Origin of the sequence: Enterobacter sp. AN-K1, assembly GCF_020971765.1 — a bacterium.
Taxonomy (GTDB): domain Bacteria; phylum Pseudomonadota; class Gammaproteobacteria; order Enterobacterales; family Enterobacteriaceae; genus Enterobacter; species Enterobacter hormaechei_C.
In genome coordinates this window covers 3,043,145-3,057,842 of the sequence record NZ_CP087390.1, presented here as the reverse complement: position 1 = coordinate 3,057,842, position 14,698 = coordinate 3,043,145, and the positions used below count along the sequence as shown (strand labels likewise).

Here is a 14,698-nt window from a genome sequence, read left to right as displayed (position 1 = left end):
ATATTGCAACGCATATATTCGTTTGCCAGCGAATAATTCTCTCCATACCGAAACCCGGAGAGCTGTCGATGAATAACAACAAACTGTCAGTAAAAGAAAAGATCGGCTATGGCATGGGTGACGCCGGATGCAACATCATCTTTGGCGCCATCATGTTATTTGTTAACTACTTTTATACGGATATTTTTGGTCTGGCTCCTGCACTGGTTGGCGTTTTACTCCTGTCCGTACGCGTCATTGATGCCGTCACGGACCCAATTATGGGCGCGATTGCCGACCGTACCCGCAGCAAATATGGCCGGTTTCGTCCATGGCTGCTGTGGATTGCCTTCCCCTATGCGCTGTTCAGCATTCTGATGTTCACCACGCCGGAGTGGAGCTATAACAGCAAAGTTATCTATGCCTTTGTCACCTACTTCCTGCTGTCGCTGACCTATACGGCTATCAACATTCCCTACTGCTCGCTGGGCGGAGTGATCACCAACGACCCGAAAGAGCGCGTTGCCTGCCAGTCCTACCGTTTTGTTATGGTTGGTATCGCCACGCTGCTGCTGTCGCTAACGCTCCTGCCGATGGCCGACTGGTTCGGGGGAGATGACAAAGCCAAAGGCTACCAGATGGCAATGACCGTGCTGGCGCTGATTGGAACCTGTATGTTCCTGTTCTGCTTCGCCACCGTGCGGGAGCGCGTGCGTCCGGCAGTGCAAACCCATGACGAACTGAAAAACGACCTGAAAGACGTGTGGAAGAATGACCAGTGGGTGCGGATCCTGCTGTTAACCCTGTGCAACGTCTGCCCTGGCTTTATCCGCATGGCGGCCACCATGTATTACGTCACCTGGGTCATGGGGCAAAGCACCCATTTCGCCACGCTGTTTATCAGCCTGGGCGTGGTCGGCATGATGTTCGGCAGTATGCTGGCGAAAGTGCTGACCGACCGCTGGTGTAAGCTGAAGGTCTTCTTCTGGACCAACATCGTGCTGGCGATTTTCTCCTGCGCCTTTTACTTCTTCGACCCGAAAGCGACGACAACCATTGTCGTGCTCTACGTCCTGCTGAACATCCTGCACCAGATCCCGTCACCGCTGCACTGGTCGCTGATGGCCGACGTGGACGACTACGGTGAATGGAAAACCGGGAAACGCATCACCGGGATCAGCTTCTCCGGCAACATCTTCTTCCTGAAGCTGGGTCTGGCGATTGCCGGGGCAATGGTCGGCTTCCTGCTCTCCTGGTACGGCTACGACGCGGGCGCAAAAGCGCAGAGCGCGGATGCCATCAACGGGATCGTGCTGCTGTTTACCATCATTCCCGGCATTGGATACTTAATTACCGCGGGCGTAGTACGTCTGCTGAAAGTGGACCGTGAGACCATGAAGCAGATCCAGTCCGATCTGGAAAAGCGTCGCACCAACTATCGCGAGCTGAACGATTATCAGGAACTCAAAGCCGCTGAGACTAAATAAGGAAAGCCGAATGCAAACCTGGCCAAACCCGTTTATTGAACAACGCGCCGACCCGTATATCCTGCGTCACGATGGGCAATACTACTTTATCGCCTCCGTGCCGGAGTACGATCGGCTGGCGATCCGCCGCGCGGACTCGCTGGAAGGTTTACGCGATGCCGAAGAGGTGATTGTCTGGCGCAAGCCCGACACCGGCCCGATGAGCCAGCTGATCTGGGCACCGGAGCTGCATCATATCGACGGCAGGTGGTACATCTATTTTGCCGCCACGCATACCCAGGCGCTCGATCAGCTCGGGATGTTCCAGCATCGCATGTTTGCCATTGAATGTGCAGATCGCGATCCGCTCACCGGTACGTGGGTGGAAAAAGGGCAAATCAAAACCCCGTTTGACACCTTCGCGCTGGATGCCACCACCTTTGTTCATCAGGGTAAACGCTGGTATCTGTGGGCGCAAAAAGCCCCGGACATTTCCGGTAACTCCAATCTTTACCTGTGTGAAATGGAAAATCCGTGGACGCTGAAAGGCGAGCCGGTGATGCTCAGTAAACCGGAATATGACTGGGAGTGCCGTGGGTTCTGGGTCAACGAAGGCCCGGCGGTGCTGTTCCATGGCGATAAGCTGTTTATCAGCTATTCCGCCAGCGCCACCGACGAGAACTACTGCATGGGATTACTGTGGGCAGACCTGAATGCCGATCCGCAAAACCCGGCTAACTGGCATAAATCCCCGCGCCCGGTATTCGTCACCAGCTACGAAAACCGTCAGTATGGGCCAGGCCATAACAGCTTTACGCAGACGCCGGAATGCGAAGATGTGCTGGTCTACCACGCGCGAAACTACACTGAAATTGAAGGCGATCCGCTTTACGATCCCAATCGCCATACTCGCCTGAAACTCGTCCGCTGGAACGAAAACGGGATGCCTGACTTCGGCATCCCGCCCGCGGATACGCCGTAACGGCTTCGGCGCGCTGGCTCAGACCAGCGTGCCGTAAATCGTTAGCAGCGCCACAATCACCACCACCACAAAGGATGTTTTCTTCGCCATCGAGACGGCAGCTTTTGGCGTTGCGACTTTATCCGTGTGCGGCTCACGCGCCAGCGAGAACTGTGCCAGTCGGGTTAAAACCTGATACTGCGAGGTATGGCGGTCTGCAAGGGAGACAAACCACGCGGGCAGCGCCTTTTCACCGTGACCGATGAGGGCATAGACCACGCCTACCAGACGCACCGGAAGCCAGTCGAGCACGTGCAGGATGGCATCAATGCCGGACTGTAGACGTTCATGCGGCGTAAGATAGCGGGCAAGCCAGGTCTGCCAGGCGCGCAGGAACGCATAACCCATCAGCAGTACCGGCCCCCAGGGTCCACCCACCACGAACCAGAACAGCGGCGCCAGGTAGTAACGGAAGTTGATCCACAGCAGCGCGTTTTGCAGCTCCCGCAGAAACTCGCGTTCATCGCAGTCCGGCGGTACGCCGTGGATCATCGTCAGCTCGCTCGCCATCGCGCCGCGCGCGTGGGCATCATCCCGGGAAGCGGCTTTCAGATACGCGTGATAGTGCAAACGCACCTTGCCCGCGCCAATACACAGCACGCCGAGCAGGATCCACACCACCAGCAGCGGCACGTTGAAAAAGAGGCCGTAAAGCGAGCGCAGCAACAGGAACGTAATCGCCATCACGCCTGCCGCCATCAGCAGCGTGCGCAGCATGGAAAAATGCCTGATGCGGCGGAATAACACCTCCAGCCGATGATCCAGATGCCAGTGCTCGCCGAGCTTAAACAGGCGTTCAGCGATCATAACCAGCAGCATGGTAAACAACGTCATGTTATCTCCTTATCTGACGACGTGGTAAGCATGGCGTGAAACCGGGCCCAGTCAAACGCCGGGCCGGGGTCGGTTTTTCTTTCCGGGGCGATGTCGCTGTGCCCTGTAATATTGTCTGCAATGGCGGGATAGCGCCCGATTAACGTTTGCGTTACAGTAACCAGTTTCTCATATTGCGCATCGGTGTAAGGCGCGGTGTCCGTTCCTTCCAGTTCAATTCCAATGGAGAAATCATTGCACCGCTCGCGTCCCTGATACATCGACACGCCGGCATGCCAGGCACGCTTATCAAAAGGAACATACTGAACCACTTCGCCATCACGACGGATCAGACAGTGCGCCGATACGCGCAGATGCGCAATCTCAGCAAAGAAGGGGTGGGCATCGGGATCTATCGTTCCAGTGAATAACGCATCGATCCACGGACCGCCAAACTCACCCGGCGGGAGACTAATATTGTGAACCACCAGCAGTGTGGGCTTTTCATCCTCCGGGCGGCAGTCGTGGTGCGGCGACGGTACATGCCGCGCGTCCACCAGCCATCCGTTTTCTAACAACATGCTGGAACTCCTTATCTATGGTGCTGTTACTCGGTTCAGAGTAGCATGTTTCAATATTATGATTCGTTACCAATTTGGAGTTTTATCATGCCGCCTCGCCGCTATAACCCCGACCACCGACGTGACGCGCTTCTGGAACGTATTAATAGTGATATCCCGGCAAGCGTTGCCCATGCCCTGAAAGAAGATCTCGGCGGCGACGTCAGCGCCGATCACGATATTACCGCCCAATTGTTGCCAAAAGAGACGCGCTCGCATGCGGTGATCATCACCCGCGAAGCGGGAGTCTTCTGCGGAAAACGCTGGGTTGAGGAGGTCTTTACCCAGCTGGCAGGCGACGAGGTGCAGGTAACATGGCACGTTGAAGACGGTGATGCGGTCACGGCGAATCAGCCACTGTTCGAGCTGGACGGCCCGTCCCGCGTCTTGCTGACCGGCGAACGCACCGCGCTCAATTTTGTGCAAACGCTCTCTGGCGTTGCCAGTGAAGTACGCCGCTACGTTGACCTGCTGGCAGGCACCCGCACGCAGCTGCTGGATACCCGTAAAACCCTGCCGGGCCTGCGGACCGCGCTGAAATACGCGGTACTCTGCGGTGGCGGCGCCAACCATCGTCTGGGGCTATCCGATGCCTTCCTGATCAAAGAGAACCACATTATTGCCTCTGGCTCGGTGCGTCAGGCCGTGGAAAAAGCCTTCTGGCTACATCCGGATGTGCCGGTCGAAGTGGAAGTGGAAACGCTGGAGGAGCTGGACGAGGCCATTAAAGCGGGGGCTGACATCATCATGCTCGATAACTTCGACACGGAGCAGATGCGTGAAGCGGTCAAACGCACAAACGGCCAGGCGCAGCTTGAGGTGTCCGGCAACGTGACGTTCGACACCATCCGCGAATTTGCTGAAACCGGCGTCGATTACATCTCCGTTGGCGCCCTGACCAAGCACGTCCGCGCCCTCGACCTCTCGATGCGCTTCAAATAAATTATCCTCCCCTTTCCGCCCGGAGAGGGGAAATACGAAACCGCTCGCAATTACGCTGTCCTTCTCTGCAACACTGAATCATTTCCCTGAAAGCCCCTTCACGTTCACGCTTTTGTCCCTCGTTTCTGCATGCTGGCACTGCCACAGTAGCGCCACTTAACGTAAGGAGCAGACATGAACAGACAACAAGGATTTACCCTGATTGAGCTAATGGTGGTCATTGGCATTATTGCCATCCTGAGCGCGATTGGCGTTCCGGCCTATCAGAACTACCTGCGAAAAGCGGCGCTCACCGATATGCTGCAAACGTTCATCCCCTACCGCACCGCCATTGAGCTTTGCGCCCTGGATCGTGGTGGTGTGGATAGCTGCGACGCAGGCACCAATGGCATCCCCTCCCCGACAACCACACGTTACGTTTCAGCGATGAGCGTGGCAAAGGGGGCCGTATCGTTAACAGGGCAGGAAAGCCTTAACGGACTTGAAGTGCTCATGACACCGATCTGGAGCGACGGTAACGGTATGACGGGCTGGACGCGTGACTGCAAAATTGCGTCCGACACGGCGCTCAGACAAGCCTGTGAAGATGTTTTCCGCTTCGACAACAACTGACAGGAGTGGACAATGAATACCGAACAGCTAATGACGCTCTGTCAGCGCCATCACGCACTGCTACTCGCAAGCGACACCGATATGATCAGCATTGCGGTGGTGGGTAATCCTGCCTCTGAGCTGATGGAAGCGTTACGCTTCGCCACGCAGAAGCGTATTGATATTGAGTGCTGGACGGCAGAACGGATGGAAAAACGGCTTCAGTCCGTCTCATCATCACACCTGCCGGGCATAGCGCCAAACTCAGCCGCTGACGTGCTCAGTACAACCTTGCAGCAGGCAGTAAACCAGCGGGCTTCTGACATCCATATTGAACCGACGGAGCACGGCTACCAGATCCGTTTGCGAATCGACGGTGTTCTCTACCCGCAACTGCCGATCTCTGCCGCCCTCGGGACGACGCTTGCCGCACGCCTGAAGGTGCTGGGTCAACTGGATATTGCGGAGCGCCGCCTGCCGCAGGACGGCCAGTTTACGGTGGAGCTGGCAAGCGTCCCCGTCTCTTTTCGTATCGCAACCCTTCCCTGTAGTGGTGGAGAAAAAATCGTGCTTCGTCTGCTTCACCAGGTACAGCAGGCACTGGAGCTTGAACAGCTGGGGATGAGCGCAGACCAGCAGGCCCGTTTTGCCGGGGCGCTTAACAGCCCTCAGGGGTTGATTCTGGTCACCGGCCCGACCGGTAGCGGGAAAACAGTGACGCTGTACAGCGCGTTACAGGCGCGAAATACCCCTGACGTCAATATTTGCAGCGTGGAAGATCCCGTTGAAATCCCGCTTGCAGGCTTAAACCAGACGCAGATTAATCCGCGCGCGGGGCTGACCTTTCAGAGCGTGCTGCGTGCCCTGCTCAGGCAGGATCCTGACATCATTATGGTGGGTGAAATTCGTGACGGCGAAACGGCAGAAATTGCCATTAAGGCGGCGCAAACCGGGCATCTGGTGCTGTCCACCCTCCATACTAATTCGACGACTGAAACGCTGGTACGGCTGCAACAGATGGGCGTCGCGCGCTGGATGATCTCTTCGGCGCTCTCGATGGTGATTGCCCAGCGACTGGTGCGCCGTTTATGTCCGTACTGCCGACAGGAAGCCAGCCGCCACACCGAATTACCCCGCACGCTGTGGCCCCGGCCGCTTCCTCGCTGGCAACCCACCGGCTGCGATCGCTGCTACCACGGTTTTTATGGTCGCGTAGCCATTTTTGAAGTGCTCGTCATCGACGACACGCTGCGGCAGGCCATCGCCAGCGGAGCAAGCACGGAGGTGATTGGGTCCAGCGCTCGTCAGGCGGGAATGACCTCTTTGTTTGAGCATGGCTGCATGGCCGTAGAACAAGGGCTGACCACGCTCGAAGAGCTGTTGCGCGTCCTGGGAATGCCCGATGGCTGCTAATTCGCTCTGGCGCTGGCGTGCCCTGAACACCGAGGGGGAGGTGCAAACCGGCACCCTCTGGGCCATCGACCGTGACGCAGCTTACACGGCTCTGGTGCTTAAACAACTGCACCCGCTGGCGCTAAAACGCTGTCAGCAGCGCCAGCGATGGCAGGTGCAGCACTGCTACGATATTTTTCGCCAGCTCGCCACGCTGCTACAGGCTGGACTCACGCTATCCCAAAGTCTGCACATGCTGGCGGAACAGCATCCTTTGCAGCACTGGCAGGCGCTGCTGCACAGTCTTGCTGATGACCTGAGCGAAGGTTGCGCCCTGTCAGAGGCCATGAAGAAATGGCCAGAGGTGTTTAGCCCTCTTTATGTCTCAATGGTGAAGACGGGTGAGCTGACGGGTAAGCTCGAAGCCTGCTGCCGTCAGCTTGCGCAGCAACAAAAATCCCAGCAGCAGCTCAGTGCGAAGGTGAAGAAAGCGCTGCGCTATCCGCTGATCATCCTGACGCTGGCCGTTTTCGTGGTGCTGGCGATGGTCACGCTGGTTTTGCCTGAGTTTGCTGCAATCTACAAAACGTTCAACACCCCGCTCCCTTTGCTCACGCAGGCAGTCATAGGGCTGGCGGCCTTGGTTCAGGCGCATATCCTCACCCTTTTGACCCTGCTCGTGGCAATGGTTGTCATCGCCTGTAAGCTGCGGCGGCATCCACGCTGGCAGTATGTTTTGTTACACGTACCGGTTATGGGCACGCTGACGCGCGGGCAAAAACTGGGACAGATTTTTACCGTGCTGTCATTAACCCAGCAGGCCGGAATTGCCTTTTTACAAGGACTGGAGAGTGTGGAGGAGACCGTTGAGAGGGGCTACTGGCAGGAGAAACTCCGTGAGATACGCAGCGATATCGAACAGGGGATGCCCGTGTGGTCCTCCTTCCAGAAGGCCTCTGTTTTTACGCCACTGTGTATTCAGCTCATTCGCACCGGAGAAGTGTCGGGTTCACTGGATGTGATGCTGATGAATCTGGCCCGCCACCATACGGAACAGACATTTCAGCAGGCAGACAATCTGGCGGCGCTTCTTGAGCCTTTGCTACTGGTCGTGACGGGTCTGATTATTGGCACGCTGGTGGTGGCAATGTATTTGCCGATTTTCCATCTGGGGGATGCAATGAGCGCGGGGTAACGCTGGCGCACGGACGCGCGCCAGCCGTAGCCGTCAGAGGCTATTGAATACGCGGTTTTCCTGCTCCTGAACGCGGATAAACGTCGTGCGTTTCGTCAGCTCTTTCAGGCGGGAAGCACCAACGTAGGTGCAGGCAGAACGCAGACCGCCGAGGATATCGCGCGCCGTGTTTTCGACCGGACCACGCAGTGGCAGCTTAACGGTTTTGCCTTCCGCCGCACGGTATTTCGCGACACCGCCCACGTGACGGGTCATCGCGGATTCAGAGCTCATTCCGTAGAACAGCATGAACTTCTCACCGTTTTCTTCCACCACGGTACCGCCGCTCTCTTCGTGGCCTGCCAGCATGCCGCCGAGCATCACGAAATCCGCGCCGCCGCCGAAGGCTTTCGCGACATCGCCTGGCATGGTGCAGCCACCGTCGCTGATGATCTGGCCGCCCAGACCGTGCGCAGCGTCAGCGCATTCAATTACCGCAGACAGCTGCGGATAACCCACACCGGTTTTCACGCGCGTGGTGCAAACGGACCCCGGGCCAATGCCAACTTTTACAATGTCGGCCCCGGAGAGGATCAGCTCTTCACACATTTCACCGGTCACCACGTTGCCCGCGATGATGGTTTTGGTTGGCCAGGCCTCACGTGCCTTGCTGACGAACTGAACGAAATGCTCGGAATAACCATTTGCCACGTCAATGCAGACAAAATTCAGCGCTGGATTGGCGTTCAGGATCTGTTTGGTTTTCTCGAAATCTGCATCAGAGGTACCGGTCGAGACCATCACATGCTTCACCACGTCAGCCGAGGCGGAGGCGACAAACGCATCCCACTCTTCAGCGCTGTAGTGTTTGTGTACCGCAGTAAGGATGTCGAATTGCGCCAGTGCGGTCGCCATCTCGAAGGTCCCGACGGTATCCATGTTGGCCGCGATAATCGGCACGCCAGACCACGTCTGACCGGAATGCTTAAAGGTGAATTGACGTTCGAGTTCAACGTCTGAGCGACTTTTCAGTGTAGAGCGTTTAGGGCGGATAAGAACGTCTTTGAAACCTAACTTCAGATCTTCTTCGATACGCATGTGCGGATTCCTGGGGTTAGAGGCAAATATATTAAAAGCACAACTCCAGTGACGCTATCATACGCACTAATACCTGCTCCGCAAGACTGCGAAATTCTCTTTTTTTACGCTACAATCCTATAAATTTACCTGGTAAAAAGCGGGTAAAGAGAGCTAAACATTGGCTGTTGTAAGTTTGAATTTTAAGCAACTGATTTTAAAACTGAATAATTCCCAGGATCTGATTTAATGGGGTATATCGTCGCATTAACCGGCGGCATCGGTAGTGGTAAAAGCACCGTTGCGCATGCGTTTGCTCGTCTCGGCATCACGATTATCGACGCCGATATCATTGCCCGTCAGGTGGTAGAACCCAATACACCCGCCTTAAACGCCATCGAAGCGCATTTTGGTCGCCGTGTGATACAGGCTGACGGCACCCTGAATCGTCGGCAGCTGCGTGAGTGCATATTTTCCGTTCCAGCGGAAAAAGCCTGGCTTAATGCCCTGCTCCACCCCATTATCCACCAGGAAACTCAGCGTCAGATTGCCGCAGCCAGTTCGCCCTATGTGTTGTGGGTGGTCCCGTTACTGGTGGAAAATCAGCTTCAAAATAAAGCAGACAGAACGCTGGTGATTGACGTTTCCCGCGAAACGCAAATCCAGAGAACCATGGCGCGTGACCATGTTTCACGCGAGCATGCTGAACAAATTCTTGCCGCACAGGCCACGCGCGAAGCGCGCCTCGCCATTGCGGATGATGTTATTGATAATAACGGCGCACCAGATGCCATTGCATCGGATGTTGCTCGTCTGCACGCGCAGTATCTGACCTTCGCCGCGCAGGCCGTTGCACAGGAAAAACCATAATGTCGACTCATATCCTTTTTGAGCACCCGCTTAACGAAAAAATGCGTACCTGGCTACGCATAGAATTTCTTATTCAACAGCTTTCACAACATCTGCCTGTCAACGATCACGCCACCGCGCTGCATTTTTTCCGCAACGTGGGCGATCTGCTGGATGTGATTGAACGCGGCGACGTCCGCACTGAGCTGTTGAAAGAGCTGGAGCGCCAGCAGCGTAAATTACAGGCCTGGGCCGAAGTACCGGGCGTGGATCAAAGTCGAATTGACGCTTTACGCAAGCAGCTAAAAAACAGCAGCACGACCCTGATGGCCGCGCCGCGCGTTGGCCAGTTTTTACGAGAGGATCGTCTGATTGCGCTGGTGCGCCAGCGCCTGAGCATACCGGGCGGATGCTGTAGCTTTGACCTGCCAACGCTGCATATGTGGCTGCACATGCCGCAGGAACAGCGCGATCGCCAGGTGAACAGCTGGCTGGGCAGCCTGGAGCCGATGAATCAGACGTTATCCCTGATCCTCGATCTTGTGCGTAACTCTGCCCCGTTCCGCAAACAAACCAGTCTCAACGGTTTCTATCAGGATAACGGCGACGACGCCGATCTTCTGCGCCTGAACCTGTCTCTTGGCGAGCAGCTTTACCCGCAAATTTCCGGGCATAAAAGCCGTTTCGCGATCCGCTTTATGCCGCTGGACAGTGAACATGGCACCGTGCCGGAACGCCTCGATTTTGAACTGGCCTGTTGTTAAGGAGTGCCAATGTCTGACGTAACCACCGTAAACTGCCCAACCTGTGGGAAAACTGTCGTCTGGGGAGACGTAAGTCCATTTCGCCCATTCTGCTGTAAGCGCTGTCAGCTTATAGACCTGGGCGAATGGGCGGCGGAAGAGAAACGCATTCCGAGCGAAGGCGATCTCTCGGATAGCGATGACTGGAGCGAAAACCAGCAGTAACGTTCAAAGCCTGCTGGCGCGTCGCTTAGCAGGCCTACGGTTGTGCGGCCAGCCGGAGGATCACAGGCTCATTGGCAGGCGGGAATTTTTCCGCATCGCTGGCCTGAAGCTCAATCCAGTTACCCGGCTGCCCCTCTTTTCCCCACGGCTCCCCTTCCCAGTTTTCAACCAGCCAGAACCACAGCGTGATGTGACGATCCGGAAACTGGTACTCCAGCTTATCGAACAGCGTTGCGCCAAGCGGGGTGATCCCCACCTCTTCCTGAAGCTCACGCACCAGCGCCTGCTCCGGCGTTTCACCTGATTCGATTTTTCCGCCGGGGAATTCCCATTTGTTGGCCATGTGCGCATCGGCGGCACGTTGGGTAATGAAGATCTGATTTTGCGGGTTGCGAATGATCCCGACAGCAATTTGCAGTGTTTTCATCATGTCACTTCCATAAAAAAGGCGCAGATATCTGCGCCTTTTCAGTTTGTTATGTTCTTAACTCAGACGGCCGTGGCACGCCTTGTATTTTTTGCCGGAACCGCATGGGCACGGATCGTTACGACCGACTTTACGATCGCCCGTCTGCGCTGCGATTGCCGCTGCGGCTTCGCTTTCATCGGTCTGATGGCTCAGCTGCTGCATCTGTGCCAGACGCTCAGCTTCTTCACGACGCTGCTGCTCCATCGCTTCCACTTCTTCCGGCATACGCACCTGAACTTTGCTCAGGGTGCTGATGACTTCATACTTCAGCGACTCCAGCATGGCAGCAAACATGGAGAAGGATTCACGCTTGTACTCCTGCTTCGGATCTTTCTGCGCATAACCACGCAGATGGATACCCTGACGCAGGTAGTCCATTGCCGCCAGGTGCTCTTTCCACAGGGAGTCCAGGGTCTGCAACATTACGCCTTTCTCGAAGTGACGCATCATCTCTGCGCCAACCACTTCTTCCTTACGCTTGTAGACGTCCAGCGCGGTTTCGTAGATACGCTCGCGAAGGGTCTCTTCGTGCAGCTCAGGCTCTTTGTCCAGCCACTCTTTGATTGGCAGTTCGAGATCGAAGTCGTTTTTCAGACGTTCCTGCAAACCTTCGATATCCCACATCTCTTCCAGAGACTGTGGCGGAATGTGCGCGTCGATAGTGGCTTTGAACACATCTTCGCGAATGCTGTTGATGGTTTCGCTCACGTCGGACACGTCCAGCAGTTCGTTACGCTGGGTGTAGATCGCACGACGCTGGTCGTTGGCAACGTCATCATATTCCAGCAGCTGCTTACGAATATCGAAGTTGCGGCTTTCTACTTTACGCTGGGCGTTCGCAATCGCTTTGGTAACCCACGGGTGCTCGATCGCTTCGCCAGGTTTCATGCCCAGTTTACGCATCATGCCGGACACACGGTCAGAGGCGAAAATACGCATCAGCGCATCTTCCATAGACAGATAGAAGCGGGAAGAACCGGCATCACCCTGACGACCCGCACGACCGCGCAGCTGGTTATCGATACGACGGGATTCATGACGCTCGGTACCAATGATGTGCAGACCACCGGATGCCAGCACCGCGTCGTGACGCACCTGCCAGTCGGCTTTGATCTGCGCGATTTGCTCTGGGGTTGGGTTTTCCAGCTCCGCCACTTCGGCCTGCCAGCTACCGCCGAGCATAATATCGGTACCACGACCCGCCATGTTGGTGGCGATGGTTACGGCAGCCGGGTAACCGGCCTGCGCAACGATATCTGCTTCTTTAGCGTGGAACTTGGCGTTCAGAACGTTGTGTTTGATGCCTGCTTTGGTCAGCTCGTTGGATACCACTTCGGATTTCTCGATGGAGATGGTCCCCACCAGTACCGGCTGGCCCTTCGCGGTACGTTCGCGAATATCTTCAATGATCGCCTGAATTTTTTCCGCTTCAGTCATGTATACCAGGTCCGGCATATCCTTACGGATCATCGGACGGTTGGTAGGTACTACCACGGTATCCAGCTTATAGATGGAGCTGAACTCAAACGCTTCGGTATCTGCGGTACCGGTCATCCCCGCCAGCTTCTCGTACAGACGGAAGTAGTTCTGGAAGGTGATGGATGCCAGCGTCTGGTTTTCGTTTTGAATATCCACGCCTTCTTTCGCTTCCACGGCCTGGTGCAGGCCATCGGACCAGCGACGTCCCTGCATGGTACGGCCGGTGTGTTCATCGACGATGATGACTTCGCCGTCTTTAACGATGTAGTCAACGTCGCGGGTGAACAGGGCGTGCGCGCGCAGTGCAGCCGTTACGTGGTGCATCAGCATGATGTTGCTCGGGGAGTACAGAGACTCGCCCTCTTCCATAATGCCTTCAGCCACCAGCAGCTCTTCGATTTTCACCAGGCCGCGTTCGGTCAGGTTGACCTGACGCGCTTTTTCATCCACGGAGAAGTGACCTTCACCCTGGAAGGTATCGGAGTCTTCTTTCTCCTGACGCAGCAGGTGAGGAATGATTTTGTCGACTTTACGGTACATCTCGGAGCTGTCTTCGGCCGGGCCGGAGATGATCAGCGGGGTACGCGCTTCATCGATCAGAATGGAGTCAACCTCATCCACCAGCGCATAGTGCAGTTTACGCTGGACGCGCTCTTCCGGGCTGAACGCCATGTTGTCGCGCAGGTAGTCGAAGCCGTATTCGTTGTTGGTGCCGTAGGTGATATCTGCGTTATAGGCTTCACGCTTGGCAGGTGCCGGCAGGCCGGACATGTTAATGCCTACGGTCATGCCGAGGAATTCGAACAGCGGACGGTTGTTTTCGGCGTCGCGCTGCGCCAGATAGTCGTTGACGGTAACAACGTGAACGCCCTTACCCGTCAGCGCATTCAGGTAAGCCGGCAGCGTTGCCGTCAGGGTTTTACCTTCACCGGTACGCATTTCCGCGATGCAGCGCTCGTTGAGCACCATCCCGCCCAGCAGCTGCACGTCGAAGTGACGCATGCCGAACACGCGTTTACTGGCCTCACGTACAACGGCGAAGGCTTCCGGGATCAGGCTTTCTAAGGTTTCACCTTTCTCCAGACGCGCACGGAACTCCGCGGTTTTCGCTTTCAGCTCATCATCAGTGAGCTTCTCCATCGCCGGTTCCATACCGTTGATGACGTTCACAGCTTTGCGCATGCGGCGCAGGGTACGATCGTTACGACTACCAAAAACTTTGGTTAACAATTTGATTAGCATAATAAATTCTCAAACGCCCCAGTCGGGCAGATAAATTAAGGTATTGAAAAAGGTTAATTTAGCTGAGGCGTTGAGGCCCGGCACGGATGCCGTGAACCTGGCTAATCCATGTCGAAACAGAGAAGGATGCAGGGGAAACAAAATCCGTTTGCGCCGTCTGATTTACGGTCACTGGCGGCTGGTTGTCCTGCGTCAGAAGCGCATTAAGCGTATCGAGCAGGGCAAGATGCTGAGCCTGAACCGGCAGCGTTTCTTCCGCAACAGGCATCGTCTGCGGCGCCATCGCGAACGACAGATGGCGGATAACCGTGCGAATCGCGTGCTGCTGCCAGTAATCAACGGAGAAATTAGGACGGCGGCTGGCTTCAAGCCATGCGAGATTAGTGAAGTTAACCCGTGTGGTGAGATCGTGTTTGGTCGTCGTGGAACGTGCTGGCGTGGCCGCGTCTGCGCTGTTGCTGAGCACAGGCAAGCCGAAACTCGCCGCGACCATCCCCAATAAGAGATGCGGCCAGAAGTAACGTCTGCCAAATTGTCGCCAGCGCGTCAGTATTCCGCTCACTTGCTCCACCACGTTCGCCCGCCAGTGCAGGCTGAGTTCAGTTATTCTTTTTTA

15 protein-coding genes are annotated in these 14,698 nt (G+C 56.0%); 9 read left to right on the top strand and 6 right to left on the bottom strand.

Annotated features, from left to right (window positions below; genetic code table 11):
- The first annotated feature begins 68 nt into the window (after positions 1-68).
- Both LOC22_RS14580 and LOC22_RS14575 read left to right on the top strand, forming a co-directional pair.
- A complete protein-coding gene (locus LOC22_RS14580) occupies positions 69-1,466 on the top strand; it encodes a glycoside-pentoside-hexuronide (GPH):cation symporter (RefSeq protein WP_023295923.1) in 1,398 nt (465 codons plus the stop codon).
- Positions 1,467-1,476: 10 nt separating this feature from the next.
- Positions 1,477-2,427 (top strand): family 43 glycosylhydrolase, encoded by a 951-nt coding sequence (locus LOC22_RS14575; RefSeq protein WP_045337998.1) that lies wholly within the window; start codon positions 1,477-1,479, stop codon positions 2,425-2,427.
- Positions 2,428-2,445: 18 nt separating this feature from the next.
- Here LOC22_RS14575 and ampE read toward each other — a convergent pair whose 3' ends face one another.
- Both ampE and ampD read right to left on the bottom strand, forming a co-directional pair.
- Entirely contained in the window at positions 2,446-3,300 is an 855-nt protein-coding gene (gene ampE / locus LOC22_RS14570) for a beta-lactamase regulator AmpE (RefSeq protein ID WP_003856320.1), read from the bottom strand.
- Positions 3,297-3,860, bottom strand: a complete 564-nt coding sequence (gene ampD, locus LOC22_RS14565) for a 1,6-anhydro-N-acetylmuramyl-L-alanine amidase AmpD (RefSeq protein WP_230238993.1) — start codon at positions 3,858-3,860, stop codon at positions 3,297-3,299. The genes ampE and ampD overlap by 4 nt, the downstream gene beginning before the upstream one ends.
- A gap of 87 nt (positions 3,861-3,947) precedes the next feature.
- Between ampD and nadC the strand changes: the two genes are divergently transcribed.
- The 4 genes from nadC (at position 3,948) to hofC (ending at position 8,019) form a co-directional block, all read left to right on the top strand.
- Positions 3,948-4,841: a carboxylating nicotinate-nucleotide diphosphorylase gene (nadC, locus tag LOC22_RS14560; protein ID WP_045338000.1), complete on the top strand. Its 894-nt coding sequence runs from the start codon at positions 3,948-3,950 to the stop codon at positions 4,839-4,841.
- Between the two features lie 174 nt (positions 4,842-5,015).
- Positions 5,016-5,453 (top strand): prepilin peptidase-dependent pilin, encoded by a 438-nt coding sequence (gene ppdD / locus LOC22_RS14555; protein WP_015572680.1) that lies wholly within the window; start codon positions 5,016-5,018, stop codon positions 5,451-5,453.
- 12 nt (positions 5,454-5,465) lie between these two features.
- Entirely contained in the window at positions 5,466-6,845 is a 1,380-nt protein-coding gene (gene gspE / locus LOC22_RS14550; protein ID WP_015572679.1) for a type II secretion system protein GspE, read from the top strand.
- Positions 6,835-8,019, top strand: coding sequence for a protein transport protein HofC (hofC, locus tag LOC22_RS14545; RefSeq protein ID WP_045333718.1), 1,185 nt, complete (start codon positions 6,835-6,837; stop codon positions 8,017-8,019). Before gspE ends, hofC begins: the two co-directional genes overlap by 11 nt.
- A gap of 33 nt (positions 8,020-8,052) precedes the next feature.
- Here the strand turns inward: hofC and LOC22_RS14540 are convergent, their stop codons facing one another.
- Positions 8,053-9,096 carry a GMP reductase gene (locus tag LOC22_RS14540; RefSeq protein WP_017383777.1) on the bottom strand — a complete coding sequence of 348 codons (1,044 nt, stop codon included), beginning with the start codon at positions 9,094-9,096 and terminating at the stop codon, positions 8,053-8,055.
- Between the two features lie 228 nt (positions 9,097-9,324).
- Here LOC22_RS14540 and coaE point away from each other — a divergent pair, with 228 nt between their 5' ends.
- The 3 genes from coaE to yacG are packed head-to-tail and all read left to right on the top strand — an operon-like array spanning position 9,325 to position 10,892.
- Positions 9,325-9,945 (top strand): dephospho-CoA kinase, encoded by a 621-nt coding sequence (gene coaE, locus LOC22_RS14535; protein ID WP_039271719.1) that lies wholly within the window; start codon positions 9,325-9,327, stop codon positions 9,943-9,945.
- Positions 9,945-10,688 carry a cell division protein ZapD gene (zapD, locus tag LOC22_RS14530; protein WP_017383779.1) on the top strand — a complete coding sequence of 248 codons (744 nt, stop codon included), beginning with the start codon at positions 9,945-9,947 and terminating at the stop codon, positions 10,686-10,688. Before coaE ends, zapD begins: the two co-directional genes overlap by 1 nt.
- Positions 10,689-10,697: 9 nt before the next feature.
- Entirely contained in the window at positions 10,698-10,892 is a 195-nt protein-coding gene (gene yacG / locus LOC22_RS14525) for a DNA gyrase inhibitor YacG (protein WP_015572675.1), read from the top strand.
- Between the two features lie 34 nt (positions 10,893-10,926).
- Here yacG and mutT read toward each other — a convergent pair whose 3' ends face one another.
- Genes mutT through secM form a run of 3 tightly spaced genes read right to left on the bottom strand, consistent with a single transcriptional unit; the run spans position 10,927 to position 14,644 of the window.
- The gene (gene mutT, locus LOC22_RS14520) at positions 10,927-11,319 is read right to left on the bottom strand and encodes an 8-oxo-dGTP diphosphatase MutT (RefSeq protein WP_026080649.1); all 393 of its coding nucleotides are present in this window, start codon (positions 11,317-11,319) and stop codon (positions 10,927-10,929) included.
- A gap of 57 nt (positions 11,320-11,376) precedes the next feature.
- Entirely contained in the window at positions 11,377-14,082 is a 2,706-nt protein-coding gene (gene secA, locus LOC22_RS14515; RefSeq protein ID WP_015572673.1) for a preprotein translocase subunit SecA, read from the bottom strand.
- A gap of 58 nt (positions 14,083-14,140) precedes the next feature.
- Complete coding sequence (gene secM / locus LOC22_RS14510) at positions 14,141-14,644, bottom strand: secA translation cis-regulator SecM (RefSeq protein WP_032103219.1); 504 nt, start codon at positions 14,642-14,644, stop codon at positions 14,141-14,143.
- Between the last annotated feature and the right edge of the window lie 54 nt (positions 14,645-14,698).

Coding starts and splice junctions, on each gene's coding strand:
- LOC22_RS14580 (WP_023295923.1), top strand. CDS start 69: ATGAATAACAACAAACTGTCAGTAAAAGAAAAGATCGGCTATGGCATG.
- LOC22_RS14575 (WP_045337998.1), top strand. CDS start 1,477: ATGCAAACCTGGCCAAACCCGTTTATTGAACAACGCGCCGACCCGTAT.
- ampE (WP_003856320.1), bottom strand. CDS start 3,300: ATGACGTTGTTTACCATGCTGCTGGTTATGATCGCTGAACGCCTGTTT.
- ampD (WP_230238993.1), bottom strand. CDS start 3,860: ATGTTGTTAGAAAACGGATGGCTGGTGGACGCGCGGCATGTACCGTCG.
- nadC (WP_045338000.1), top strand. CDS start 3,948: ATGCCGCCTCGCCGCTATAACCCCGACCACCGACGTGACGCGCTTCTG.
- ppdD (WP_015572680.1), top strand. CDS start 5,016: ATGAACAGACAACAAGGATTTACCCTGATTGAGCTAATGGTGGTCATT.
- gspE (WP_015572679.1), top strand. CDS start 5,466: ATGAATACCGAACAGCTAATGACGCTCTGTCAGCGCCATCACGCACTG.
- hofC (WP_045333718.1), top strand. CDS start 6,835: ATGGCTGCTAATTCGCTCTGGCGCTGGCGTGCCCTGAACACCGAGGGG.
- LOC22_RS14540 (WP_017383777.1), bottom strand. CDS start 9,096: ATGCGTATCGAAGAAGATCTGAAGTTAGGTTTCAAAGACGTTCTTATC.
- coaE (WP_039271719.1), top strand. CDS start 9,325: ATGGGGTATATCGTCGCATTAACCGGCGGCATCGGTAGTGGTAAAAGC.
- zapD (WP_017383779.1), top strand. CDS start 9,945: ATGTCGACTCATATCCTTTTTGAGCACCCGCTTAACGAAAAAATGCGT.
- yacG (WP_015572675.1), top strand. CDS start 10,698: ATGTCTGACGTAACCACCGTAAACTGCCCAACCTGTGGGAAAACTGTC.
- mutT (WP_026080649.1), bottom strand. CDS start 11,319: ATGAAAACACTGCAAATTGCTGTCGGGATCATTCGCAACCCGCAAAAT.
- secA (WP_015572673.1), bottom strand. CDS start 14,082: ATGCTAATCAAATTGTTAACCAAAGTTTTTGGTAGTCGTAACGATCGT.